The following is a 23,939-nucleotide window of genomic DNA, read 5'->3' on the forward strand; positions in this document are numbered from 1 at the left end:
TTTTTACTTTGGAGAACCCCGCACATGCCTGCCATGCACTTCGATATCCGCTGGCCCGACGCCACGCAAAGCCACTGCTATTCACCCTCGTTAGTCATCAAGGATTACTTCCAGCCCGGCACGCGCTATCCGCTGCCGCAGTTCATGGCCCAGGTACGCGAGGCTTTGAACATCGCCTCTGAGCGCGTACGCGCCAAGTTTGGCTTTACCTGCTCGTCCGCCATGGACCAGTTGGCTCAACTGGAGCAAACCGCAGCTCGCTTTGAACGCCTGCCCCACGCAGAAATCGAAGTGCTGGCCTTCCACGAATAAGCCACAGACCTAAAGGAAACCCCATGTCCACCACACCACACCACAGCGTCGTCATCGTCGGCGGTGGCCAGGCCGGCCTGTCGCTCAGCTACTACCTGCAGCAGCGCAGCATCGACCACCTGGTGATCGAGAAGCAAACGCCCATGCATGCCTGGCGCAACCAGCGCTGGGACGCCTTCAGCCTGGTCACGCCCAACTGGCAATGCGCCCTGCCCGGCTGGCCCTATGCCGGCCCGGACCCGCACGGCTTCATGAAAAAGCAGGAGATCCTGGCCTACCTGGAAGGCTTCAAAAAACACGTCAACGCCCCACTGCGCGATGGTGTGGCGGTGCAGCGTGTCAGCCGGCATGGCTCGCAAGGTTTTGAGGTGCAAACCTCCGGCGGCAGCTACACCGCCGACCAGGTGGTGGTGGCCTCCGGCGGCTACCACCAGCCCATCATCCCGCGTATGGCCGAACGCCTGCCTGCCAACATCCTGCAGCTGCATTCCGAGCAGTACCGCAACCCGCAGGCCCTGCCCGAAGGCACGGTGCTGGTGGTGGGCTGCGGCCAGTCGGGCGCGCAGATCGCCGAAGACCTGCACCTGGCCGGGCGCAAGGTGGTGCTGGCCACCGGCAACGCACCGCGCTGTGCGCGCTTCTACCGCGGCAAGGACGTGGTGGACTGGCTGGCCGACATGGGCTACTACGACATGCCGGTACACGAGCACCCGCTGCGCGAGGGCGTGCGCGACAACACCAACCACTACGTCACCGGCCGCGACGGCGGGCGCGACATCGACCTACGCAAGTTCGCCTCTGAAGGCATGGAGCTGTATGGCCTGCTGACCGGCCTGGACGGCGAGACCCTGCAGTTCGAGTCCAACCTGGCCGAGAACCTGGACCACGCTGACCGCATCTACAACAGCATCAACGCCAGCATTGACAAGTTCATCGCCAAAAACGACATCGACGCTCCACCCGGCGAGGTCTACACCGCCCCATGGCACCCCAGCGAAGAACGCCCGGCGCTGAACCTGCGCGAGGCGGGCATAGCCTCGGTCATCTGGTGCATAGGCTTTCAGCCGGACTTTGGCTGGCTGGACCTGCCGGTATTCAATGGCCGAGGCCAGCCCAGCCATGTGCGTGGCGTCACCAACCAGGCAGGCCTTTATTTTCTGGGCCTGCCGTGGCTACACACCTGGGGCTCGGGCCGCTTCTCCGGCGTGGCGCGCGATGCGCTGTACCTGGCGGAGCAGATCGAAGCGCGCACCGCCGAGCCGCACCACGCACCCGAAATGGCCGAATTGCTCTCATGACCGTACACGCATCCACAGCCCCGCAGGTCGGGCGTTACACCGCCGGCATGCCGCAGCTGAACGCCAACGGTCTGTCAGAAAATTGGCTGCTGAAAGAATGCGGCGACCGCCATTGGCAGGGCATCGCCCAAGCCCAGGACCTGGCGCGGCCTGAGTTCCGCGACGCGCAGGGCCACAAGGTCTACGCCGCCTTCACCATGGTGCGCATCAGCGCGGGGCGGCTGGAGCAGATTAGCGAGAACGACACATTCGCCATCACCAGCCAATGCCAGTCCGTGGGCCGGGCCCAGCACTACAGCCGCCATGCATTGCACGCGCATGGTCAATCTGCAGCGCAGGTGGAAATGTTGTCGGCCTTCGTGCGCCGCGCCCAGCCAGGCAGCAACCGCAGCGTGGTGCGCGCCGCCATGGCCGATGCCGCCACGCACGCGCCAAACCCCGAGCTATGGGCCGCCGCTGAAGCATTCGTGCGCCGGGGCCGTGCGCTGCGGGCCATGCAACCCCAGCTCTCAGCAGACGCCAACTACAGCCTGGACTTCACACCCTGCCCCAACAACGATTTCAACGGCGCCGACCTTCTGTATTTCAGCTCCTTCCAGGCCATGGTGGACCGTGCCGAGTGGGCCTGGATGTTGCGCGCCCAGCCGCCAGGCCGGCCGGCCGCATTGCGCGAACGTGAACTGGTGTTCTTCGGCAACATGGACCTGGGCGATAGCGTACGCATCCAGCTGCAGCCACAGGCGGCGGACCAGGGCATGTTGTGCCACCACAGCGTGTTGCAGCGGCAGTCGGATGGGGTTTGTATTGCACGGGTTGTTACGCGCAAGCTGGCTCCTGTGTATGCCCATGAAGTGCAAGGCCCGGCATGTAGGTGAACTCTCACGCTATCGCGTCGGAGGCATGCAAAACACGTAGGGCAACCGCATACACGGGTGTGTCAGTACAGCCCAAGAATTACAAAGAGAATCTGCTTCCAACCTAGACGTCACCTGCACTTGCAGCTATCAATTTAGAAGTACTTCATAAATTTAGGGGTTTGTGGCAACAAGCCCTTTCTGCACACAGCGGGCAAGAGAAATGGCACGCTAAGGCGATTTGCAAAATCCCGTCCTCCCGGCCAACGGGTCACTTGTAATCTGCCGCGAATCTAAACTCCTTGCGACATACTTCGCAGCGCGCACCCTCGTGGCCACCCACTGGCTCTAACGACTTCAACCTAGCGATGGTTCCATCCTTGAGGAAGCAGGCCGGGCATGGCAGCGGCTGATGCATAGTTGGCGCCGCCACCCTCCACCGCTCCTCCCAAGCCTCCTTAACTGATTCAGTCGCTCCAGACCGGTCAAGCTCCGCAACGAGTTCTGTGCGCATTGGTTCTAAAGTCATATCCATCTCCAAAGTTGAGATTGAATTAACCACCAGTTTGCACTCGCGGGGCAAGCTCTCAGGCTAACGCTTGACATGGCATCCCATTCTTCAGTAATGGCCATCCTGAGCTGTCAAGGAATCCTTGACAGCTGCCCGCATATATCGGCCAAGAGGATAGGCTTAAGCAAGCTTGAGTAACTTAAGCTGTAAACATATGAGGTGCCCACCTCCTCTAAAAAAAGATGCCCTCAAACAGCAGACCTCCAGCCGCCGTCACCCCCTGGGATGGTGCTTGGCGTGCAAGCTGTGCAGCCGCTCCCGCGCCACATGGGTGTAGATGGTGGTGGTAGAAATATCCGCATGCCCCAGCAGCATCTGCACCGCGCGCAGGTCGGCGCCGTGGTTCAGCAAATGCGTGGCAAAGGCGTGGCGCAGGGTGTGCGGCGACAAGGCCACATGGATGTCGGCCGCCAGCGCGTATTTGCGCACCAGCATCCAGAACATGACGCGCGACATGGCGCGACCAGCCTTGTTGCCGCGCGAGGAGACGAACAGGTCGTCGGTCTGCTTGCCGTCCAGTATCTCGGGCCGGGCCTCGGCCAGATAGCGCTCCAGCCATTCAGCGGCCACCTGGCCAAACGGCACCAGGCGCTCCTTGCTGCCCTTGCCCATGGTGCGCAAAACACCGTCGCCCAGACTGAGCTGGAAGGTCTTCAGCAGCACCAGTTCGCTGACGCGCAGGCCGCTGGCGTACATCAGCTCCAGCATAGCGCGGTCGCGCAGGCCCAGCGGAGTGTCGGTGTCTGGCGCGGCCAGCAGAGCTTCCACCTGGGCCTCGGTCAGAGTCTTGGGTACACGCAGGGCCTGGCGCGCTGGCTGCAGCTTCAAGGTGGGGTCGACGTGAATAGCGTGCTCGCGCAAGGCCCAGCGGAAATAACGCTTTAGCACCGTCAGCCGCCGGTTCGCTGAGGTGGCTTTGGTGCTGGCATGCTTGGCCGCAAAGTAGGCTTGCAGGTCTTGCTCGCGCGTGTCGTCCAGCCCACGCTGCTGCGGAGCCAGCCAGGCAAGGTATAGCGTCAGGTCGCGCCGGTAGGCCTCCAGCGTGTTTTTGGACAAGCCTTCTTCAAGCCAAATGGCGTCGATGAAAGTGTCGATACGCTCGGTGCTCACGTAGGCAGGCCCCGGACGGCGGCAGTGGAACGGATCATGGTGGATTTCAATACAAACAAAAGGTGACTGCTATTCTCGGCGCGATGTACTACGCGCAACTGCTGTTTCCCGACTTCTCATTGATTTTGTGCGGCTACCTGGTGTGCCGCTACACCGCCCTCAACCGCACGGTATGGGAACAGGTGGAAAGTCTGACCTACTACTTTCTGTTCCCGGTGCTGCTGTTCCAGTCCATTGTGCGCACGCCACTGGACCTGCAGGCCACCTCCAGCCTGATAGTCGCGGGGCTGTCCACCGGGCTGTTGGCCATCGCCCTGTCGTACGCCCTGCCCTGGCTGCCTTTTATTGGCAAGCGCATAGACCGGCGCGAGCATGCAGCTACCGCCCAGGTGGCATTTCGCTTCAACTCTTTTGTGGCCCTGGCACTGGCTGAACGCCTGGCCGGCCCGCAAGGCCCGCAGTTGGTGGCGGTGCTGATCGGCATCTGCGTGCCGATCTACAACGTGGCGGCGGTATGGCCCATGGCGCGCCATGCCCAGCGCGGCTTTGTGCGGGAGCTGGTACGCAACCCGCTGATATTGGCCACGGCCTCGGGCCTGGCGGCGAACCTGCTGGGCTTTGCCATTCCGGTCTGGCTGGAGCCCACGGTAAACCGTATTGGCGCGGCGTCCATCGCGCTGGGCCTGATGGCGGCGGGCGCGGGCATGCGCTTCGGGCCGCTGGCCCGGGCCAAGGTGCTGGCCGTCTGTATCTTGGGCATACGGCATGGCGTGCTGCCGCTGCTGGCGCTGGGCATGTCCCGTGCCATGGGCTTGTCGCCCCTGCACACAACCGTGCTGCTGGCTTTCTCGGCCCTGCCCACTGCGTCCAGTTGCTATGTGCTGGCGTCCCGAATGGGCTACGACGGCGCGCTGACCGCCAGCCTGGTCAGCCTGTCTACCTTGCTGGCCATGCTCAGCTTGCCGTTTGCACTTGGACTTGCTTGATTGGTGCTACAAACTATATAGCATCCAGCGCACATTAAACCTGCGCCAGAGCCACTTTTTAAGTATGAGAATACGGCAGCGCCACATTCGACCGCATACCAGCCCTTGCCTCGGATTGGCCAGGGGCGACCTGGAAGGCCCCCACCACTTGCTCCAGCGTTTGTGCCTGCTCATGCAAGGCTTGGGACGCAGCCGCAGCTTCCTCCACCAATGCGGCGTTCTGCTGGGTCATCTGGTCCATGTGAGAAATTGCGACGTTCACCTGGCCAATCCCGTCACTTTGCTGTTGGCTGGCCAGCGCGATCTCGCCCACAATATCCGTCACCTTGCGTACGCTGGTCACGATGTCTTGCATGGTTTCACCAGCCTGCTGCACCAGCTTGCTACCCGAACCTACCTTGTCGACCGAGTCGCCAATGAGTGCCTTGATCTCCTTGGCCGCAGCCGCCGAGCGCTGCGCCAGGCTACGCACCTCACTGGCCACAACCGCAAAGCCGCGCCCTTGTTCGCCGGCGCGTGCAGCCTCGACAGCAGCATTCAAGGCCAGGATATTGGTTTGAAATGCAATGCCGTCAATCACGCTGATGATGTCCACGATCTTGCTGGACGAGTCATTGATCGAATTCATGGTGCTCACCACCTGGCTCACCACGCTGCCCCCTTGCGATGCGATCTGCGATGCTGTCACCGCCAGTTGGCTCGCCTCGCGCGCACTGCTGGTGTTCTGCTGTACGGCGGCGGTCAATTGCTCCAGGCTGGCCGCGCTTTGCTCCAGCGAAGATGCCTGTTGTTCCGTGCGAGACGATAAGTCAGCGTTGCTGGCGGCGATCTGCTGCGAAGCAACACTCACCGCATCGGCTGAAACATGCACCGTGGCGACCACGTTGGCAATGCGCGCCAACAAGGTGTTGAACGCTGTGACTACTTGGCCAATTTCATCCGCGCGCTCGATCTTCACCGGCGTAGACAAATCCAGCGACACACTGACGCGTTCAAAGTCCTTTTGCAGATTCGCCAAGCTGCCGGTAATGGTGCGGTACAGGTGCAAGGCCAGCGTGCCGGTCAACAACAACGCCACCACGATCACGGCCAGCATGCTGCTCTGGGCAAACGTATAGGCGTCGGCGCTTTCCTGGCGCACCGCTTCCACCAAGGAGTTGTTGTAGACAATATGCTCGTCTATGCCCTTTTTCACACCAGCAGCCGAAAGCGCCAGAGGTGAGCCAGCGACCAGCGTTGCGCGCACGCCGTCCATGTCGCCCGCGCGTGCAGCGTTGAAAAACGGCACCAAGGCCTGGCGATAAGCCTCCATGTTGGCGCGGTCGGCCGCCAGCATCTTGCGATCGGTTTCGTCGTAAATACGCTCCTTCTCGTAGGTTGCAATCACGTCATCAAAGTTCTTGTTGGCGTCGGCCACGGCCTTTTCCAGGGCCGTTTTATCGCTGAGATTGGAGAACACCGATAAGCGGTAACCCGCCAACCGGGTGTCCGCCAAAAAGCCTTTGGCCGCATTCAGACCATGGATGCTGGGAATGATGCGGTTCTGCACCGTATCCAAGCGATCCTGGGAACGTTGCAGTTGCCAGAGACCGTCCACACCTACAAATATCAAAGCGATCAGCGCTGTGGACAAGGTCAATAGCAAGCGTTTGGTGATGGTCATAGATGTTCCTGGTTAATGTCGTTTGGTGGTCATCGTGCAGCTGTCTTGCTCAACAAGTGGACACGCCTGGTCGTCTTCGGAATATGTGGCGTGGCAAAGGGCTGCGTGCTCCAAGCAGAAAGCCCGCCCTGCGCGGTAGCCGACTTCGAATTGCAGTTACATATTGGATGCAGACCATTCCAGCACTTCTGGCCAGAGCCGGTCCGCAATGCCTTGCATCAGATCCACCGTGAGCATGCGCCGCTGGGGCTGGCCGGTGGCCGGGTCGGTGTTGTGTGCGAGCTTGAACAGCCGGGTTTCCGACCAGCGTATCCGCGTCGTCATGCAGAGACTGCCCGTCAGCGGTGGACTCGAAGAGTTGAAAATTCAGCGCATCCAGCGCATCACCCTCTAGCATGGCACTTCGGTACTGCATGGTCTCCGTGCCGGGCTTCAGGAATACCTTGCAGTTAACCGGGAACAGCTTGTAGATCGTGTCCGCAACCGCCATCTGGGCCCAGCGGACCCAAGCCTGCGCAGGCGTGTAGTCCTTGGATGCCTGGTGTAGCAAGCCCATGCGTACGCCCGCGCCAGAGGCAAAAATCACGTCGAATTCAATGCCTGGGTCCAGAAAGGTGGCCAAGGCGCAGGCAATCAGTGGTGAATTCGGTGCACTACCGCCGATCACCAGTGCTGTCTGCTTTGTCCCGAACTGATTGTTCACGCCCATCCCTTCGAAACATTGGATACATTTTGTAGCCAATCCTACATCTGATTGCGTGAATTAATTAATTAAAACTCGGAGACAACGAGTTTTACTACAAGATTTCTTCATCAAAAAATACGGCAAATACCCGAGCTTCTTGTTCTAAATCTAGCAACGCACTAACTTGCCAGGGCCCAAGCCACATGCTCGCGCACTAGCGGGCTTGGGTCCAGGGCTCGCTTTTGTAACGCGTTGCGGATCATTACGTCGTCCGACACCCGTAGCGCATTGCCCATGGCCACGGCCACATTACGCAGCCAGCGTTCATGGCCTATCCGGCGTATCGGGCCGCCTTCGGTATAGCGCAGGAATTCGTCCTCGGTCCAGGCGAACAGCGTGGCCAGCTGCTGGCCGCTCAGGCCACGGCGTTCATCAAAGTCGGGCAAGGCACTGCGCTGAGCGAACTTGTTCCAGGGGCAGGCCAGCTGGCAGTCGTCGCAGCCGTAGATGCGGTTGGCCATCAGCGGGCGTAGTTCCAACGGAATCGGCCCCGCATGTTCGATGGTCAGGTAAGAGATGCAACGGCGCGCATCCAGCCGGTGTGGGGCCACGATGGCCTGCGTGGGGCAGATATCGATGCAGGCAGTGCAGCTGCCGCAATGGCCGCTGGTGGGTGCGGTCGGCGGCAAAGCAATATCCACATAGATTTCGCCCAGGAAGAACATCGACCCAGCCTCGCGGTTCAGCACCAGGGTGTGCTTGCCGCGCCAGCCCTGGCCGCTGCGCGCAGCCAGCTCGGCCTCCAGCACCGGCGCCGAGTCGGTGAACACGCGGTAGCCCAGCGGGCCCAGGTCTTGGGCAATACGGTCGCTGAGCTTTTGCAGACGCCCGCGCAGCACCTTGTGGTAGTCCCGCCCCCGGGCGTAGACCGACACAATGCCCTCGCCCGGCCAATTCAAACGGTCGAATTCACGTGCCTGCCAGCCATCGGGCGTGCTGCGCGGCAGATAATCCATGCGGGCGGTGATGACGCTGACGGTGCCCGGCACCAGTTCCGCCGGGCGGGCTCGTTTCAGTCCGTGGCTGGCCATATAGGCCATGTCACCATGGAACCCTTGGGCCAGCCAGGCCATCAGACCCTCTTCGGCAGAAGACAAATCCACCGGGGCCACGCCAATTTGGGAAAATCCGAGTTCGCGCGCCCATGCCTGTATCTGCGACACCCATTGGAGACCATTGTTCTGAGCACCGTTCAACACCATTCGCCGATTGTAGAAACCCACAGCACCTTGCTCTGGACCCATGAGGACGCGACCGCCGCCTTTGCCCAGGCCCTGGCCGCCCAGCCCGACATCACCCACGCCTTCATCACCCTGCACGGCGACCTGGGCGCGGGCAAAACCACGCTGGTACGCCACCTGCTGCGCGCCCTGGGCGTGCCCGGCCGCATCAAAAGCCCCACTTATGCGGTGGTGGAGCCGCACGAGGTCCCCGGCTTGAATATCTGGCACTTTGACTTCTACCGCTTCAGCGACCCGCGCGAGTGGGAAGACGCGGGCTTTCGCGACATCTTCGCCAGCCCTGGCCTGAAGCTGGCCGAGTGGCCAGAAAACGCCGGCGGCCTGCTCCCCGTGCCCGACCTGGCCATCACATTGGAAACCCAGGCCGACGAATCGCGCCAGGTGCACATCACTGCCGCCACCGCCACAGGCCAGCGCCTGCTGCAAGGGGCAGGCGCATGAAGCGGCGCGACTTTGTACAAGGTAGCACCCTGGCCCTGCTGCTGGGTGCGCAGCAAATTGCACGCGGCGCCAGCATCGTGGCGGTGCGGGTCTGGCCGGCGCCAGAATATTCGCGCGTCACCATCGAATCCGACACCGCCCTGGCGGTGAAGCAAACCTTTGTGGCCAACCCGCCGCGGCTGGCGGTGGACATCGAAGGCATAGACCTGAACCCCGCCCTGCGCGAACTGGTAGGTCGCGTGCAGGCCGACGACCCGAACATCGCTGGCATCCGCGTGGGCCAGAACGCGCCCGGCATCGTGCGCATGGTGATAGACCTGAAGCGCGCGGCCAAGCCGCAGGTGTTCACCCTGGCGCCGGTGGCGGCCTACCAGCACCGGCTGGTGTTTGACCTGTATCCAGCCCAGGAAGAAGACCCGCTGGAGGCACTGATCACCGAACGCCTGGCGGACCGCACACCCGCACCGCTGCCCAGCGAGGCCGCCGAAGCCGACGCACTGGAGGCGCTGATCGCCAAGCAGCAAACCAAACCGGCCATCACCGGCATAGCGCGCGCGCCAGTACCCGGTGGGGCGCCCAACAAGGATGTCGCTAGCAATTCAATAGCACCTCCCGCACACCCACCCAGCGCCAGCGGCCCAAATGATGTAAATAACCCGGCCGCTGCCGCGCAGCGCACCGACCGGCTGATCATCATCGCCCTGGACCCCGGCCACGGCGGCGAAGACCCGGGCGCCATCGGCCCCGGCGGCACGCGCGAAAAAGATGTGGTGCTGCAGGTGGCGCATTTGCTGCGTGAGCGCATCAACGCCACCACCGTCAACGGCAACCCCATGCGCGCCTTCATGACGCGCGACGCCGACTTCTTCGTGCCGCTGCAGGTGCGGGTGCAAAAGGCCCGCCGTGTGCAGGCCGACCTGTTCGTCAGCATCCATGCCGATGCCTTCCTGACCCCTGCCGCGCGCGGGGCCAGCGTGTTCGCGCTCAGCCACGGCGCGGCCTCCAGCAGCGCCGCGCGCTGGATGGCCAACAAGGAAAACGCCGCCGACATGGTGGGGGGCATCAATGTGCTGGCCAAGGATTCGCAGGTGCAAAGCGCCATGCTGGACATGAGCACCACCGCGCAAATCAACGACAGCCTGAAGCTGGGCAGCGCAGTGCTGGGCGAGGTAGGCCGGGTCGGCCGCCTGCACAAAGGCAGTGTGGAACAAGCCGGCTTTGCGGTGCTGAAAGCGCCGGACATTCCGAGCGTGCTGGTGGAAACTGCTTTCATCAGCAACCCCGAAGAGGAGTCCAAGCTCAAGAGCAGTGACTACCGCGAGCAACTGGCCGACGCTATCCTGCGCGGCATCCGCAGCTACTTTGCGAAGAACCCGCCGCTGGCGCGCAACCGCTCGGTCTAAACGAACTGAAAAGCAGCCCGGATTTCAGGCAGGGAACCCGCGGAACCGGCTTTGCCGGGCCGCTGGGTTCGCCCCCTGCAAAGGGGTTGGCGAAAATACGAAGTGTGGAGCCTGGGGGTGTTCCAATCTCAGGCGCTGACCACTTGGTTGCGGCCCTGGGCCTTGGCGGCGTATAGCGCAAAGTCGGCACGGTCCACCGTGCTTTCTATCGAGTCGCCCTCCAGGTACTGGGTCACGCCGATGGACACGGTGAACCGGATCTCCACGCTGCCAAAGGCCACCGTGGTCTCGGCCACCTGGGTGCGCACCCGCTCCAGGCAGGCCATGCCATAGCTGAAATCGGTGTCGGGCAGCAAGACCAGGAACTCCTCGCCACCCCAACGCGCCAGCAGGTCAGTGGAACGCAGGCTGTTCTGCACCACCTGGGCAAACATTTGCAGGCTGCGGTCGCCCGCCTGGTGGCCATAGGTGTCGTTGACGCGCTTGAAATAGTCAATATCCAGCATAGCCACCATCACCGGAGCTCCGCTGCGACTGGAGCGTTGGAACTCCTGTCGCATCTGCTCCTGCATTAAACGGCGATTGGCCGTACCCGTGAGTTCGTCGCGGGTGGCAATACGCTGGATTTTTTCCAGCGCATGTTGCAACTGGTCCTTCTGGTCGCGAATGTGCTGGCGCATAGTGGTCAAGCGCCAGGTCAAAAAAGAGCAGCTCACAACCACAATCGCCAACATGAAGAAATAGGCGATATGCACCTCGACCGGCACCAGGCTGCCCATCGTCTCACGCACATACGTAATCGCCCAGGCAAACAGCACCAAGGCGTAGGCCCCTACAAACGCCACCTGCCGGATGGACATGCCGAACATGCCGAAAGTCAAGATCACCGATAGCAGCGGCAAAGTCACACCCCGGCCATCGCCCGCAATCACAAAAGCCACCGCGTTGCAGGCAATCGCATACAGCATCTGCGGCAGGGCCAGGGACGGATCGCTCCAGCGCAAAGAAAACCCACTGCGAATCAGCACAAACACCAACACCAGGCCTACACCGGAGACGATGGACCAATGGGTCACATCCTCAATATCGGCAATACCGAATTCCGCCAACCAGTAAAGCTCACCAATGCAGGCAAACATGAGCACCGCCGCAAGCACAAACTGGCTGGTGCGGATACGCATGGCCTTTTGCGTCCCCAACAAGCTGTCGAGGCTGTGCTGAAGCCAGGTCCTCGGTCTATCCATTTACTTCTTTCTGGCGCCCGGCGCCCCGATGCAACCAATGATAGTTCCCACGGAGTGGGGTTGAATGCCGCGTCACACGCAAGCTACTAGATGTAAATCAACAAAATGAGTTACCGGCGACGACCAACCGCCCATTCAGACCAGCGCAAATACTGTCCAATGCTGCTTGGAACGCTATTATCACGACCTGCTGTTGTACACCACAACGCAAGCCTACCGGAATGTAAGAGACGATGAAACTACAGATCCACCGCGCTTCGCCGCTCGGCCACGGCTTGGTACTGCTTTTGCTCTCAGGCGCCTTTGGCTGCGCCTCGGCAGCTGACTTTGTTTATACGGTACAGCCTGGAGACCATCCCTGGAACCTAGCCCAGCGCTACCTGAAAAACCCGGTTCTGGCCCTGGCCTTGCGGCAATACAACCATATTCCGGACGAGCGACACATCCCGCCGGGTACGCGGCTGCGCATCCCTACGGACTGGCTCAAGCTGGAATCAGCCCAGGTCCGCGTGGCCGCCGTGGTGGGTGATACCCACCTGGTATCCGGCCAAGCTGCCGCCCGCAGCCCGGAAGTGGGTGAACTGCTGCAGGCCCCCGCCGGGCTGCAGACCGGCCCCACCGGCAGTGCCAGTCTGGAGTTTTCCGACGGCTCCCGTGTGTTGGTGCGCCGCGATACCGCAGTACAGTTGCGCAGCACGCAGCGGCGTGTGCTGGGCAAGGTCAGTATGGTGGAGCTGGAATTGCTGCAAGGCAGCCTGGAGAACCAGGTCACGCCCATGGGAACCTCTGGCGGCCGTTTTGAAATACGCACCCCGGCGGCCGTGGCGGCGGTCCGCGGCACCCAGTTCCGGGTCTACGCGCAGAAAGACAGCCTGCGCACCGAAGTGATAGAGGGTGCCGTCAAGGTGGCCAACGCGTCAGGCCAGGTCACAGCCTCGGCTGCCCAGGGCAGCGTAGCCGAAGCCGGCCAATCACCCAGCCAGCCCGTGGGGCTGCTGCCCGCGCCCGCACTGGAAAGTTTGCCCGAACGCATAGAACGCCTTCCCATCGACTGGCCGCTACCCCCGGTTGCCGGTGCCAGCAGCTACCGCACCCAGCTGGCACCGGGCACGCAGTTCGTGGTGGCAGAGTCGGACGAAACCTCTCCGGCCGCGCGCATACGTGCCCGCGACGTGGAAGACGGCAACTACGTCTTGCGCGTGCGCGCCATCGACGCCCAAGGACTGGAAGGCCTGAGCGCCGAGCGCAGCCTGGTGGTGCACGCCAGACCTGAGCCGCCGCTGCTGATAGAGCCCGCAGCCGATGGCGCCACCACCGCTCCCCGGCCCAGCTTTCGCTGGACCCAGGCCGCTCCCAACTGGCGCTACCACCTGCAAATCAGTGCCAAGGGCCAGCCTGCTCCACTGGAGGACCAGGAGCTGACCAACACCGCCAGCGCCACGGCCCAGCAAAACCTGCCGCCCGGCCAGTACCAATGGCGTGTGGCGGCCATCCATCCGCAAAAAGGCCAGGGGCCCTGGGGTGATGCACAGAGCTTCAGGCGCGTGCTGCCCGGCCCGGGCGTGGACATACCGCCACCCAAAGACGGCAGCCTGAACCTGCGCTGGACCGCCCAGCCGCAAACCGCCAAGTACCGGCTACAGGTAGACATTGACACGACCTTTGCCAGCCCGCAGACCGATGCGCAAACCGATACCACCCAATATGCGCTGCAAGACCTGGCGCCCGGCGTGCATTACGTGCGGGTACAGGCCATAGGCGAAGACGGCTACACCGGCCCCTGGGGCGGCACACAATCCTTCACCGTGCCAGAGCCGGCACCCAGTCCCTGGCGCGCACTGCTTCTGTTGATACCGCTGCTGGGCTTTTTCTGAGCACCTTTTTGCCTCTTGTCAGCCCACTCCGGCAACGCTGGAGACGTGGCATGCTGCGCCACAGCTGGTGGGGTGCGGGCATGTTGGCGATTCTGCTGCTGGCATGGCTGCAGCCCAGCAGCGTCAGCCGCCTGGACCTGCTGAGCTACGACCTGCTGCTGCCCGTGCAAGCCCTGCCGGCCCAGCCGCCCGTGGTGGTGGAGATTGACGATGCCAGCCTGGCCGAGCTGGGCCGCTGGCCCTGGCCGCGCTCGGTCCATGCCGATATGCTCAACCGCCTGCGCGACGCAGGTGCCAGCGCTGTGGCCGTGGACATTCTGTTCTCTGAGCCAGACACCGAACACCCTGACAGCGATGCCGCGCTAGCCGAGGCCATCCAGCGCAACGGCCATGTGGTGTTGGCGGTGGCACCCAGCCAGCAGGCCGATGGCAGCATTGGGCCACAGCCCCTACTGCCCGCGCTGGGGGGGGCACTGCCCACCTCCAGCCTGGGCCATGTGGACGTGGAAATCGACGCCGACGGGGCTTCGCGCAGCCTGTTTCTGCACGCCGGCAACGGCGATGCGGTTTGGCCCGCCCTGGCGCTGGCGGTGCAACAGGCCGCTGCAGCCAGCGCCCCTGCTCCGGTATTCAGGGAGCAAACCACCTGGGTACGCGCCCATGAGGCCCTGCTGCCGCGCGTACCCGACCTGCCCACCGTGTCTTTTGCAGCCGCGCTACGCAATCCGCAATTGTTGTCAGGGGTGCGTGACCGCGTAGCCTTCATAGGCCTGACCGCCAGCGGCCTTGGCGGCGAACTGGTCAGCCCCTTGGCGGGCCACCAAAGCACCCTGCCGTCGGTGGTATTCCACGCCAAGGCCTACGCCGCGCTGGAAAGCCATGGACTGATACAACGCGCCTCCTTGCTGGCCACCGTGCTGTTCTCTCTGCTAATGCTCGGCAGCCTGGCCGCCTGGCCCCGGCACCATGGCCGGCGCGCGCTGCTGGCCGGCAGCCTGTTGTTGCTGCCCATGCTGACCAGTGCTGTCATGCTGCGCATGGCCCAGGTCTGGTTGCCGCCAGCCATGGCCCAGCTAGCGCTAGCGGCGGCACTGTTGTTCTGGGTGGCAGCCCAGTTACAGGCTGCCAACCGGCGCCTGCAGCGCGCCCGGCAACATGCAGAGGCCACCCTGCAGGCCCTGGACGAGGCCGTGGTCACCATCAATGCCCACGACGGCTGCGTGCGCTTTGCCAACTCCGCCGCCCTGCTGCAAGCAGGCGAACAGGATTTGCATGGCCAAGCCTTGGTCAGCACCTACCCGCTCACCCAGGACAGCCTGGCCCATCTGCGCCAGGCTGTGCAAGCCTGCCTGGAAACCCGCCAGCGCATCCATGTGCCCCAGCTGTTAAGCCTGCACGCATCCAGCGGCATGCGGACACTGCGGGCTACAGCCAGCCCGCTGTCCAGCCCGGAGGGCCAACTAGACGGCGCAGTGCTGGTGTTTTCTGACGTCACGGACGCCGTGGCCGCCGCCCGTAAACTCGACTACGCTGCCAGCCATGACGAGCTGACCGGCCTACCCAACCGCACGACTCTGCACGAACGCCTGGCGCTTGCGCTGTCGCGCGCACAGCGGCGCGGCGGGAGCACGGCCATTCTGTTTCTGGATCTGGACCGCTTCAAGCACATCAACGACAGCCTGGGGCATCGCACCGGCGACCAGGTGCTAAAGATCCTGGCCCAGCGCCTGCTGGCCATGTGCCGCGATACCGATACCGTGGCCCGCTGGGGTGGCGATGAATTCGTCATACTGCTGGAAGATGTTGAGGGCCACGAAGGCGCAGCCAGCGCCGCCGCCAAGGCGGTGGACGCGCTGACGCGTGACATCGAGCTGGGTGCCGACTTCAACCACGCGCGCCTGCCCAGCTCGGGCAGCGTGGGCGTGGTGCTGGCCCCGCAAGACGGAACGGACCTCGACGACCTGCTGTCCAAAGCCGACATGGCCATGTACCGCGCCAAGGAGCAGCCCCGGGCCTGCTTCCAGTTCTGGTCCAACGACATGAACAGCCGCATGCACAACCGTCTGGCGCTGGAGATCGACCTGCGCCGCAGCCTGCGCGACGGCCTGTTCGTGCTGCACTACCAGCCCCAGTTTGCGCTGAACAACCGCCAGCTGGTCGGCATGGAGGCGCTGATGCGCTGGCAGCGCACACCCGAACAGTTGGTCATGCCCGGTGCCTTCATCGGCGTGGCCGAAGAGTCCGATTTGATCGTGGACATGGGTGCCTGGGCCGTGCTGCAGGCAGCGCGCCAGGTAGCGCTATGGATGCGCGCCGGCCTGTCGGCGGTCCCGCTGGCGGTGAACGTATCGGCACGCCAGTACATGAACCGCGACATCGTCCAGGTAGTCCGCCTGGCCCTGCTGGAGACCGGCATCCCGCCGCACATGCTGCGCCTGGAAATCACCGAAACCACGGCCATGGCCGATGCCGACCAGGTCATCAGCCTGCTGCATGAAATCCGCGCACTGGGCGTGGGCCTGGCCGTGGACGACTTCGGCACCGGCTACTCCTCGCTGACCTACCTGAAACACTTCCCGATAGACGAGCTGAAGATCGACCGCAGCTTTGTGATGGACATCGCAACCGACAAGGGTGACGCCGCCATCGTGCACGCCACCATCGCCCTGGCCCATGGCTTGGGCCTGAAAGTCGTGGCCGAGGGCGTAGAGACCGAAGAGCAAAGCCAGCTGCTAGCTTCCAAGCAATGTGACATCGCCCAGGGCTACTGGTTCGGCTATCCGCAACCACTGCAGGTGACCACCGATCTGCTATCGAATAAGTAGCTGCTTGCGCACGATATATAAGCGTCAGAGCCATTTTTTGCAGATAAGCCCCCAGATGCCGCCCCCCTGCGGCACTGCACCGACAATAGCGCGATGCATAGCCCCACGGACACCTATTCCCAACTGCGCGCAGGCCAACTGCACGGCATAGAACGGCTGGACCTGTCCTGCGGTTTGACCGAGTTTCCACGCGAGATATTTGACCTGGCCGACAGCCTGCAGGTACTCAACCTATCAGGCAACGCGCTGACCCAGCTGCCCGACGATCTGCCCCGGCTACACCGGCTGCGCGTGCTGTTTTGTTCGAACAACCCGTTCACCGAACTGCCCGCCGTGCTGGGCCAGTGCAGCAGCCTGCAGATGGTGGGCTTCAAATCCAACCAGATCCGCCATGTGCCGGCCTCTGCCTTGCCGCCCGGCCTGCGCTGGCTAATCCTGACCGACAACCAGATCGACAGCCTGCCCGCAACCATAGGCCAGTGCAGCCAACTGCAAAAGCTCATGCTGGCCGGCAACCGGCTACGCCAACTGCCGCACGAGCTGGCGGGCTGCGAGCAACTGGAACTGCTGCGCATTTCCGCCAACCAGCTCAGCGCCCTGCCCGAATGGCTGCTGGAGCTGCCCCGCCTGGCCTGGCTGGCTTATGCCGGCAATCCGCTGGATACCGAGCGGGCCCCCTCCCCGGCACCGACAATCCCTTGGCAGCAGCTGCGCCTGCAGCACGTTCTTGGCGAAGGCGCCTCCGGCGTGATTCACCAGGCCGAATTGCAGGAAGCCGATGCAGCCCGCACCGTGGCCGTGAAGCTGTTCAAGGGTGCCGTCACCAGCGACGGTTGGCCACACAGCGAGATGGCGGCCTGCCTGGCCACGGGCGCACACCCACACATCATCCCGGTGGCCGGCCCGCTGGCCGGGCACCCAGATGGCAAGGCCGGCCTGGTGCTGGAATACATACCGCCGCACTTCAGCACCTTGGCCGGACCACCCAGCCTGCGAAGCTGCACCCGCGATGTGTACCCGGCCGGCACGCAATTCACGCAGGAGAAAATCTTGCGCATCGCGCTCGGCGTGGCCCGCGCCGCCGAACATCTGCACAGCCAGGGCCTGCTGCATGGCGACCTGTACGCCCATAACCTGCAGTGCGATGCCGACGGCAATTGCCTACTGGGCGATATGGGTGCCGCTGCCTTCTTGCCCGCCGACACAAACCTGTCTCAGGCCCTGCAACGCCTGGAGGTACGCGCCTTTGGTTGCCTGCTGGAGGAACTTCTGGCCCATGCCGACAGTCCGGTAAAAGCTGCATTGACCACGCTGCGTGACAGCTGCCTGCAGCCCCAGCCGGCGCTACGCCCTCTTTTCACCCCCATCGTGCAGTGCCTGCTGTCACTCAACACCCTGAAGGAACCCGTAGATGCTGCATAGCACCCCCTTGATCACCACCATTGCCACGGCGCTCGGACTTGCCCTCGTGTTCGGCTTTCTGGCTGTGCGGGTGAAGTTGCCAGCGCTAGTAGGTTATCTGCTGGCCGGGGTGCTGATCGGCCCATTCACACCAGGCTTCGTGGCCGACGGCCAGATCGCCGCCGAGCTGGCCGAGATCGGGGTGATGCTGCTGATGTTTGGCGTGGGCATGCATTTCTCGCTGGACGACCTGATGTCGGTGCGCAAGATCGCCCTGCCCGGCGCGGTGCTGCAGATCGCGGTGGCCACGGCCATGGGCGCGGGCGTGGCGCATTTCTGGGGCTGGCCCATCGGCGAGGCCCTGGTGTTTGGCCTGGCGCTGTCGGTGGCCAGCACCGTGGTGCTGCTGCGCGCACTGGAATCGCGCGGCGCGCTGGACTCGATGAACGGCAAGATCGCCGTAGGCTGGCTGGTGGTGGAAGACCTGGCCATGGTGCTGGTGCTGGTGCTGCTGCCGCCGCTGGCGGGCGCACTGGGCGGCAACGTGCCCGACGACAGCCACGGCGGTGGCGGCAATCTGTGGCTCAGCCTGGGGCTGACGCTGCTGAAGGTGTCGGCTTTTGTGGGCCTGATGCTGGTGGTCGGCCGGCGTGTATTCCCCAAGCTGCTGTGGCTGGTGGCACGCACCGGTTCGCGCGAGCTGTTCACGCTGTGCGTGATCGCGGCGGCTGTCAGCATCGCCTATGGGGCGGCCATGCTGTTTGGCGTGTCGTTTGCGCTGGGCGCCTTCTTTGCAGGCATGGTGATGCGCGAGTCCGAGTTCAGCCACCGTGCCGCCGAAGATTCGCTGCCGCTGCGCGAAGCGTTTGCGGTGCTGTTCTTTGTATCGGTGGGCATGCTGTTCGACCCCATGGTGCTGGTGCACCAGCCGCTGCAGGTCCTGGCGGTGCTGGCCATCATCATTGTCGGCAAATCGATCGCCGCTGCTGCTTTGGTGCTGGTGTTCCGCTACCCGCTGAACACCGCGCTGAACGTGTCCGCCAGCCTGGGGCAGATTGGCGAGTTTTCTTTCATCTTGGCCGGTCTGGGCGCCAGCCTGGGCCTGCTGCGGCCCGAGGGGCAAAGCCTGATTCTGGCCGGCGCCCTGTTGTCCATCGCCGTGAATCCGCTGGTGTTCAAGGGCGCAGACTGGCTGGAACAGTGGGTGGAAGCCCACCCGTCACTCAGGCACCGCTTCGCACGCAGCACCGACCACCTGGCCGAGCTGCCCATGGACACGCATGAAAAATACCTGTCGCGCCAGGTCGTGCTGGTGGGCTATGGCCGGGTTGGCAAGCGCCTGGCCTTGGAGCTGGGTGTGCAAGGCATTCCGTTTGTGGTGGTAGAGCAAAACCGGGAGCGCGTGGAGCAATTGCGCGCCCATGGCCTGACCGCCGTATCTGGCGACGCTGCCGACGCTGCCGTGCTGATACAGGCGCATATTGCCCACGCCAGCATGCTGGTGGTGGCCACGCCTGACGCCTTCAATGTGCGTCAGATGGTGGAGAACGCCCGCATGCTCAACCCGGCCATAGAAACCGTGGTGCGTACCCACAACGAAACCGAGGCCGAGCTGCTGCAGCAGGAAGGGATCGGCCGTGTCTTCCTGGGTGAAGACGAGCTAGCCCACAGCATGGGCCGGCATGTGCTGGAGCGCTTTGGCAAGGCTGCAGAGCCTAGCCACGCATAAGACACCGGTAAAAAGAACAAAAAAATAGCTGCTAGCGCACGTTCTGTATGCACTAGCAGCTATTTATTCCATAGCGCCGTCACGCGGACGGCGGCTGGATTTAGACGATGGCGGTCAGTTCCGAAGAATGGACGAAGCCGGTACCAGCACGTGGCCATTCCACCAGCACGCCCTTGTCGGTCTGGGCGATCACATAGCCGTCGGTACGCAAGATGCTGCCGCGACGCACCAAATTAACCCGTTCGCCGGGAGCAAACGTGGCAGCAGCGACAGTGAACAACGATTTCAAAAAGAAGAGAACTTGCATGGTAAATATCCTGAATGTTTCAGGCCCTGGCGGGCCTGCCGGCACAGCGGCCGTGGTGGTTTAGTGAGACTGCAGCCAGCCCCGCTGGCGGGATTCCAGGTCGGCAAGCGACTGGGATTTGCTGAGATAGCTCTCAACATCGCGGGATTCGTGCTGTTCAAAACTACGGCTAATTGCCTGGGCAGCACGCCGAGCGGACAACAAAATGAATAGAGCGATGTTCATAGCTAGAACTCCAAATTTAGAGGTTTACCCTTTCTAGGGTTAACCCTAGTATCGCACAAAGTGGGTGCGCGCGTGCACGAATACGTGCGCTTAAGCCGAGTTTGTTTGCGATAAGTCACACTTTAGGTGCATGACCTAGTGGCTGGGCAGAAACGCTGGTACGGCACAGGCAAGCCTCGTAACATGGACCCTGCCTGCCTCCGGCCTGCACTGAAAACACTTTGCGAACTGCCGAAGAGCAGGCGCCAAGACGCCCGCCCTACAGAAAGCGCACCATGGATTCAATCGGCCAGCAAGTCGAAATGGAGATTGCGTCGATCATCGCCAACCGCATGCGGATGACGACCCTGACCTCTGTTTTTGGCTATGGCCTGCAGGCCTTCGTCCTCAAGGACTATGTCCCGCATACCCTTCTGGCGCTGTGGGTGTGCGCCTTAGTGTGCTGCGAAATCATCAACCATGTGCTGGCCGTACGAGCACGCACGCAGCTGCACAACGCGCGCACCCGAAACCGCTACCTGCGCCGGCAGATGTGCGGCGTGCTGTTATCGGGTAGTTGCTGGGGCTTGTCGTCCTGGCTACCGGACTTGTGGCAGCAGCCCCTGGCCTTCGTCAGCAACTTCTCCATACTGGTGCTGGTGGGTATTTTCGCCATCCACAATATGTGTCTGCGCTGGGAGCTACTCGCGGCATTTAGCGCAGGTCTGATAGGCAGCACATTCGTTCTTGCCGTGGGCCAGGCAGACGGATTCTCGGCTATCGCAATAGCTGCGAGCGCAATTGGCTTTGGAATGGTCCAGGTTTACGGCTTCTCTTCCCGGCAGTTGCAGAAAAAACAGATCCTCAACCACTTCGAAATGCAAAAACTCGCCGAGGAGGTGACGCAAAAGAACAAAGAGCTGACACGCCTGGTCGAGGAGGTAGAACACCTGGCATCCCACGACCCCTTAACCCACTGTCTGAACCGGCGCGCCCTGTCTGAACGCTACAGTAGTGCCGGTGCGCGTGGCCCGGCCAACAGCAACAGCAGCCGCCCGCTGGGCGTGATCATGGTCGATGCCGACCATTTCAAGAAGGTCAACGACCAGCACGGGCACGACGCGGGCGACCAGGTGCTGGTGGCCATAGTGGGCAGGATGACCTCCCAGCTGCGGGCGTCGGACAGCCTGGCCCGCTGGGGTGGAGAAGAGTTTTTATGCGTACTGCCCGGTGTGCAGATGGATGGTCTGCAGGCTCGTGCGGAGCGTATACGCCGCGCCATCGCGGACCACCCCGTGAGCTGCCAGACCCATAGCCTGAACATCACGGCCTCACTGGGCATTGCACTGATGCGCGAGCAGGAAAGCTTCGAAGATGCGGTCAAACGCGCAGACCATGCCCTGTACCAGGCAAAGCATGCCGGCCGCAACCGGGTTGTAGGTGAAATCAGCCTCTAGCGCAGGTAAATCATGCGCAAGCAGCTATTGAATCAATAGCAATTACCACAAACTCTGCAAACGCCCATCCACCAGGCGCAGGCCGCGCGTGGCCATGGCACGGGCTTCGGCCTCGTCGTGCGTCACCAGCACGGCGGCCATACCAGCTTCGAAGATGCGCTGGCGAAACTCGGCCTGTAAGCCCTGGCGCAAAGCCGCATCCAGCGCAGAAAACGGCTCGTCCAGCAGCAAGGCGCGCGGCGCGGTGATGAGGGCACGGGCCAGGGCCACACGCTGCTGCTCGCCGCCGGACAAGGTCCATACGCGGTGGCGGGCGTGGCTGGCCAGGCCGAAGCGCGCCAGCATGGCCTCGGCGCGCTGGCGGGCCTCGGCCTTTTTCACCCGCTGCTCCACCAGGCCGAAAGCCACGTTGTCGCGCACATCCAGGTGCGGGAACAGCGCAAAGTCCTGGAACATCAGGGCAAAGCCGCGCCGCTCGGGTGGCAGCCGGGTGATGTCCTGCGCGTCGAACCAGACACTGCCGGACTCGGCCTCTTCCAGCCCGGCCGCCATTTTCAAAAGCGTGCTTTTGCCGCTGCCCGACGGGCCCAGCAGGGCCACGATTTCGCCCTCGGCCACCTGCAGGCTGAGCTGGTCGGCCAGCAAGCGCGCGCCATAGTGTTTGGTGATGGATTGCAGTTCAAGCATGGGGAGGATGGGTGGGTTCGGCCCGTCGCGGGCCTTCGATCAACGCAAACGCCGCCAAGGCCAGCGCCATCAGCAGGCAGGCCAGCACCAGCGCCGCGTCGCCGTTGGCCGCACCGGGCCGGCCCAGGCGCTGGTAAATCAAGGTGGTCAGCGTGGCCCATTCGGGGCGAGATAGAAACAGGGTGACGGCAAATTCGCCGAGCGCCGTGGCGGCCGCAAACGCCATGCCCCGGCGCAGCGCAGGCGCCACCAGCGGCAGCGTGACACGCCAGAACAACCGCCAGGGGCTGGCACCCAGGCTGCGCGCCGCCTGGGAGACATGCGCGGGCAGGCTGTCCAAAGCGGCCGCGAGGGACTTGGCGATAAAGGGGTAAGCCAGTACCGCGTAGGCACAGAGTAGCAGCGCCAGGCTGGCGGTCCACTGCGGGTACAACAGCAGCAGGCCAAAGGCCACGGTGATAGGCGACACCACAAACGGCAAGAAAGCCGCCGCGCGCATCGCCAGCGACTGCTGCGCCGCCAAGGCATGCAAAAGCCCCAGCACGGTAGCCAGCAGCAGCGCGACGGCCGAAAAGCGCAAGGTGTTCCACAGCGCAGCCAGGGTATCGGCCTCCAGCAGCACCGCCCAGGTCTGCCAGCCCGCGTGCACCGCGCGCCACAAAATGGCTGCAATGGGAGCGGCGCAGAAAAACACCAGCACCGCACACGCACCGCACAGGCCCAGCCAATGCACGGGCCGGCTGGGGCGGCGGCGCGCCATGGGCTGCACACGACCGGGCGTGGCCAGGCGTTTTTCAAGGGCGGCATAACCCCAGGCCACAGCGCCGGTCAGCAGCAGCATCCACAGCGCCAACAGGCTGGCCGGGGCCAGCTGCAGCTCATGCGCGACCAGGCTGTAAATCTCCACCTCCACCGTCGCATAGCGCTGGCCACCCAATACCAGGGCCAGGCCAAAACCGGCAAAGCAGTACAAGAACACCAGGCACAGGCTGGACGCCAGCCAGGGTGCGATTGCCGGCCACTCCACGCGCCAGAAGGCCCGCCACGGGCTGGCACCCAGGCTGCGGGCGGCGGCCACGCGCTGGGCATTGACCTGCTCCAGCGCATCCACCCCTGCGCGCACCACCACGCACAGGTTGAAAAACAAATTGCCATACAGCAGCAGCCAGGGTGTGTCCTGTAGCGCCAGCCCCAAGGCATTGCTCAGCAGGCCATGCGGCCCCCACAGCGCCAGCACGCCCACGGCGGCCACCAAGGTGGGCACCACGAAGGGCAACATCAGCAGCCGCAAAACCAGGCGGCGCCCAGCAAACTCCCAGCGCGCCAGCACCCAGGCCACGGGCAGGCCCAGCAGCAACGCCGCCGCGCAGGTGGCACCCGCCTGCAGCAGCGACCACAGCACGCGCCAGCGCAGATACGGGTCAGTCCAAACCGCCCACAGCGACGGCGCGGGCCCGGTGGCCAGATCTCCCCAGAAGCCTTCGAAGCCCAGGCGCAGCACCGGCGCCACCAGCAGCACCGCCAGGCACAGCAGCGGCAGCGCTGCCAGCAAGCTCTGGCGGCGGGTAATAGTCACTAGTTCAGGCC

Annotated in this window: 20 protein-coding genes; 11 read left to right on the top strand and 9 right to left on the bottom strand. The window is 63.3% G+C overall.

Annotation, left to right across the window (positions count from 1 at the left end):
* Window positions 1-24: 24 nt before the first annotated feature.
* Genes AC4BBN_RS00540 through AC4BBN_RS00550 form a run of 3 tightly spaced genes read left to right on the top strand, consistent with a single transcriptional unit; the run spans window position 25 to window position 2,485 of the window.
* Window positions 25-312 (top strand): MSMEG_0570 family nitrogen starvation response protein, encoded by a 288-nt coding sequence (locus tag AC4BBN_RS00540; protein ID WP_490590003.1) that lies wholly within the window; start codon window positions 25-27, stop codon window positions 310-312.
* A 23-nt stretch (window positions 313-335) separates the two neighbouring features.
* The gene (locus AC4BBN_RS00545) at window positions 336-1,610 is read left to right on the top strand and encodes an MSMEG_0569 family flavin-dependent oxidoreductase (protein ID WP_490590004.1); all 1,275 of its coding nucleotides are present in this window, start codon (window positions 336-338) and stop codon (window positions 1,608-1,610) included.
* Window positions 1,607-2,485, top strand: coding sequence for a Pnap_2097 family protein (locus AC4BBN_RS00550; protein ID WP_490590005.1), 879 nt, complete (start codon window positions 1,607-1,609; stop codon window positions 2,483-2,485). The genes AC4BBN_RS00545 and AC4BBN_RS00550 overlap by 4 nt, the downstream gene beginning before the upstream one ends.
* A gap of 763 nt (window positions 2,486-3,248) precedes the next feature.
* Here AC4BBN_RS00550 and xerD read toward each other — a convergent pair.
* Window positions 3,249-4,145, bottom strand: coding sequence for a site-specific tyrosine recombinase XerD (gene xerD, locus AC4BBN_RS00555; RefSeq protein WP_490590006.1), 897 nt, complete (start codon window positions 4,143-4,145; stop codon window positions 3,249-3,251).
* 83 nt (window positions 4,146-4,228) lie between these two features.
* Between xerD and AC4BBN_RS00560 the strand changes: the two genes are divergently transcribed.
* The gene (locus AC4BBN_RS00560) at window positions 4,229-5,131 is read left to right on the top strand and encodes an AEC family transporter (RefSeq protein WP_490591360.1); all 903 of its coding nucleotides are present in this window, start codon (window positions 4,229-4,231) and stop codon (window positions 5,129-5,131) included.
* A gap of 58 nt (window positions 5,132-5,189) precedes the next feature.
* Here AC4BBN_RS00560 and AC4BBN_RS00565 read toward each other — a convergent pair whose 3' ends face one another.
* The 3 genes from AC4BBN_RS00565 to queG all read right to left on the bottom strand — a co-directional run bounded on the left by AC4BBN_RS00565 (window position 5,190) and on the right by queG (window position 8,741).
* Entirely contained in the window at window positions 5,190-6,794 is a 1,605-nt protein-coding gene (locus tag AC4BBN_RS00565; RefSeq protein ID WP_490590007.1) for a methyl-accepting chemotaxis protein, read from the bottom strand.
* Between the two features lie 156 nt (window positions 6,795-6,950).
* Window positions 6,951-7,118, bottom strand: coding sequence for a hypothetical protein (locus tag AC4BBN_RS00570; protein WP_490590008.1), 168 nt, complete (start codon window positions 7,116-7,118; stop codon window positions 6,951-6,953).
* A 540-nt stretch (window positions 7,119-7,658) separates the two neighbouring features.
* Window positions 7,659-8,741 (bottom strand): tRNA epoxyqueuosine(34) reductase QueG, encoded by a 1,083-nt coding sequence (queG, locus tag AC4BBN_RS00575; RefSeq protein ID WP_490590009.1) that lies wholly within the window; start codon window positions 8,739-8,741, stop codon window positions 7,659-7,661.
* On the opposite strand from queG, the gene tsaE reads away from it, so the two are divergent.
* A complete protein-coding gene (gene tsaE, locus AC4BBN_RS00580; RefSeq protein ID WP_490591361.1) occupies window positions 8,721-9,221 on the top strand; it encodes a tRNA (adenosine(37)-N6)-threonylcarbamoyltransferase complex ATPase subunit type 1 TsaE in 501 nt (166 codons plus the stop codon). The genes queG and tsaE overlap by 21 nt on opposite strands.
* Window positions 9,218-10,624, top strand: coding sequence for an N-acetylmuramoyl-L-alanine amidase (locus AC4BBN_RS00585; RefSeq protein ID WP_490590010.1), 1,407 nt, complete (start codon window positions 9,218-9,220; stop codon window positions 10,622-10,624). The genes tsaE and AC4BBN_RS00585 overlap by 4 nt, the downstream gene beginning before the upstream one ends.
* Before the next feature lie 128 nt (window positions 10,625-10,752).
* Here the strand turns inward: AC4BBN_RS00585 and AC4BBN_RS00590 are convergent, their stop codons facing one another.
* Window positions 10,753-11,805 carry a GGDEF domain-containing protein gene (locus tag AC4BBN_RS00590; protein WP_490590011.1) on the bottom strand — a complete coding sequence of 351 codons (1,053 nt, stop codon included), beginning with the start codon at window positions 11,803-11,805 and terminating at the stop codon, window positions 10,753-10,755.
* Window positions 11,806-12,101: 296 nt separating this feature from the next.
* Between AC4BBN_RS00590 and AC4BBN_RS00595 the strand changes: the two genes are divergently transcribed.
* From AC4BBN_RS00595 to AC4BBN_RS00610, 4 genes are all read left to right on the top strand, one after another.
* Window positions 12,102-13,742 (top strand): FecR family protein, encoded by a 1,641-nt coding sequence (locus tag AC4BBN_RS00595; RefSeq protein ID WP_490590012.1) that lies wholly within the window; start codon window positions 12,102-12,104, stop codon window positions 13,740-13,742.
* A gap of 50 nt (window positions 13,743-13,792) precedes the next feature.
* A complete protein-coding gene (locus tag AC4BBN_RS00600) occupies window positions 13,793-16,567 on the top strand; it encodes an EAL domain-containing protein (protein ID WP_490590013.1) in 2,775 nt (924 codons plus the stop codon).
* A 93-nt stretch (window positions 16,568-16,660) separates the two neighbouring features.
* Entirely contained in the window at window positions 16,661-17,989 is a 1,329-nt protein-coding gene (locus tag AC4BBN_RS00605; protein WP_490590014.1) for a leucine-rich repeat-containing protein kinase family protein, read from the top strand.
* The gene (locus AC4BBN_RS00610; protein WP_490590015.1) at window positions 17,979-19,697 is read left to right on the top strand and encodes a cation:proton antiporter domain-containing protein; all 1,719 of its coding nucleotides are present in this window, start codon (window positions 17,979-17,981) and stop codon (window positions 19,695-19,697) included. Before AC4BBN_RS00605 ends, AC4BBN_RS00610 begins: the two co-directional genes overlap by 11 nt.
* A 100-nt stretch (window positions 19,698-19,797) precedes the next feature.
* On the opposite strand, the gene AC4BBN_RS00615 is transcribed toward AC4BBN_RS00610, so the two are convergent.
* Both AC4BBN_RS00615 and AC4BBN_RS00620 read right to left on the bottom strand, forming a co-directional pair.
* A complete protein-coding gene (locus AC4BBN_RS00615) occupies window positions 19,798-20,004 on the bottom strand; it encodes a hypothetical protein (protein ID WP_490590016.1) in 207 nt (68 codons plus the stop codon).
* A gap of 60 nt (window positions 20,005-20,064) precedes the next feature.
* Entirely contained in the window at window positions 20,065-20,229 is a 165-nt protein-coding gene (locus tag AC4BBN_RS00620; RefSeq protein WP_490590017.1) for a hypothetical protein, read from the bottom strand.
* Window positions 20,230-20,504: 275 nt separating this feature from the next.
* On the opposite strand from AC4BBN_RS00620, the gene AC4BBN_RS00625 reads away from it, so the two are divergent.
* A complete protein-coding gene (locus AC4BBN_RS00625) occupies window positions 20,505-21,665 on the top strand; it encodes a GGDEF domain-containing protein (RefSeq protein ID WP_490590018.1) in 1,161 nt (386 codons plus the stop codon).
* A gap of 42 nt (window positions 21,666-21,707) precedes the next feature.
* Here AC4BBN_RS00625 and AC4BBN_RS00630 read toward each other — a convergent pair whose 3' ends face one another.
* The gene (locus AC4BBN_RS00630; protein WP_490590019.1) at window positions 21,708-22,352 is read right to left on the bottom strand and encodes an ABC transporter ATP-binding protein; all 645 of its coding nucleotides are present in this window, start codon (window positions 22,350-22,352) and stop codon (window positions 21,708-21,710) included.
* A complete protein-coding gene (locus tag AC4BBN_RS00635; protein ID WP_490590020.1) occupies window positions 22,345-23,928 on the bottom strand; it encodes an ABC transporter permease in 1,584 nt (527 codons plus the stop codon). The genes AC4BBN_RS00630 and AC4BBN_RS00635 overlap by 8 nt, the downstream gene beginning before the upstream one ends.
* Between the last annotated feature and the right edge of the window lie 11 nt (window positions 23,929-23,939).

The sequence above is a fragment of the Rhodoferax sp. SPJ21 genome (assembly GCF_058216335.1).

Coding starts and splice junctions, on each gene's coding strand:
- AC4BBN_RS00585 (WP_490590010.1), top strand. CDS start 9,218: ATGAAGCGGCGCGACTTTGTACAAGGTAGCACCCTGGCCCTGCTGCTG.
- AC4BBN_RS00565 (WP_490590007.1), bottom strand. CDS start 6,794: ATGACCATCACCAAACGCTTGCTATTGACCTTGTCCACAGCGCTGATC.
- queG (WP_490590009.1), bottom strand. CDS start 8,741: ATGGTGTTGAACGGTGCTCAGAACAATGGTCTCCAATGGGTGTCGCAG.
- AC4BBN_RS00625 (WP_490590018.1), top strand. CDS start 20,505: ATGGATTCAATCGGCCAGCAAGTCGAAATGGAGATTGCGTCGATCATC.
- AC4BBN_RS00595 (WP_490590012.1), top strand. CDS start 12,102: ATGAAACTACAGATCCACCGCGCTTCGCCGCTCGGCCACGGCTTGGTA.
- AC4BBN_RS00570 (WP_490590008.1), bottom strand. CDS start 7,118: ATGACGACGCGGATACGCTGGTCGGAAACCCGGCTGTTCAAGCTCGCA.
- AC4BBN_RS00610 (WP_490590015.1), top strand. CDS start 17,979: ATGCTGCATAGCACCCCCTTGATCACCACCATTGCCACGGCGCTCGGA.
- AC4BBN_RS00620 (WP_490590017.1), bottom strand. CDS start 20,229: ATGAACATCGCTCTATTCATTTTGTTGTCCGCTCGGCGTGCTGCCCAG.
- AC4BBN_RS00560 (WP_490591360.1), top strand. CDS start 4,229: ATGTACTACGCGCAACTGCTGTTTCCCGACTTCTCATTGATTTTGTGC.
- AC4BBN_RS00590 (WP_490590011.1), bottom strand. CDS start 11,805: ATGCGTATCCGCACCAGCCAGTTTGTGCTTGCGGCGGTGCTCATGTTT.
- AC4BBN_RS00550 (WP_490590005.1), top strand. CDS start 1,607: ATGACCGTACACGCATCCACAGCCCCGCAGGTCGGGCGTTACACCGCC.
- AC4BBN_RS00630 (WP_490590019.1), bottom strand. CDS start 22,352: ATGCTTGAACTGCAATCCATCACCAAACACTATGGCGCGCGCTTGCTG.
- AC4BBN_RS00545 (WP_490590004.1), top strand. CDS start 336: ATGTCCACCACACCACACCACAGCGTCGTCATCGTCGGCGGTGGCCAG.
- AC4BBN_RS00605 (WP_490590014.1), top strand. CDS start 16,661: ATGCATAGCCCCACGGACACCTATTCCCAACTGCGCGCAGGCCAACTG.
- AC4BBN_RS00540 (WP_490590003.1), top strand. CDS start 25: ATGCCTGCCATGCACTTCGATATCCGCTGGCCCGACGCCACGCAAAGC.
- AC4BBN_RS00615 (WP_490590016.1), bottom strand. CDS start 20,004: ATGCAAGTTCTCTTCTTTTTGAAATCGTTGTTCACTGTCGCTGCTGCC.
- AC4BBN_RS00600 (WP_490590013.1), top strand. CDS start 13,793: ATGCTGCGCCACAGCTGGTGGGGTGCGGGCATGTTGGCGATTCTGCTG.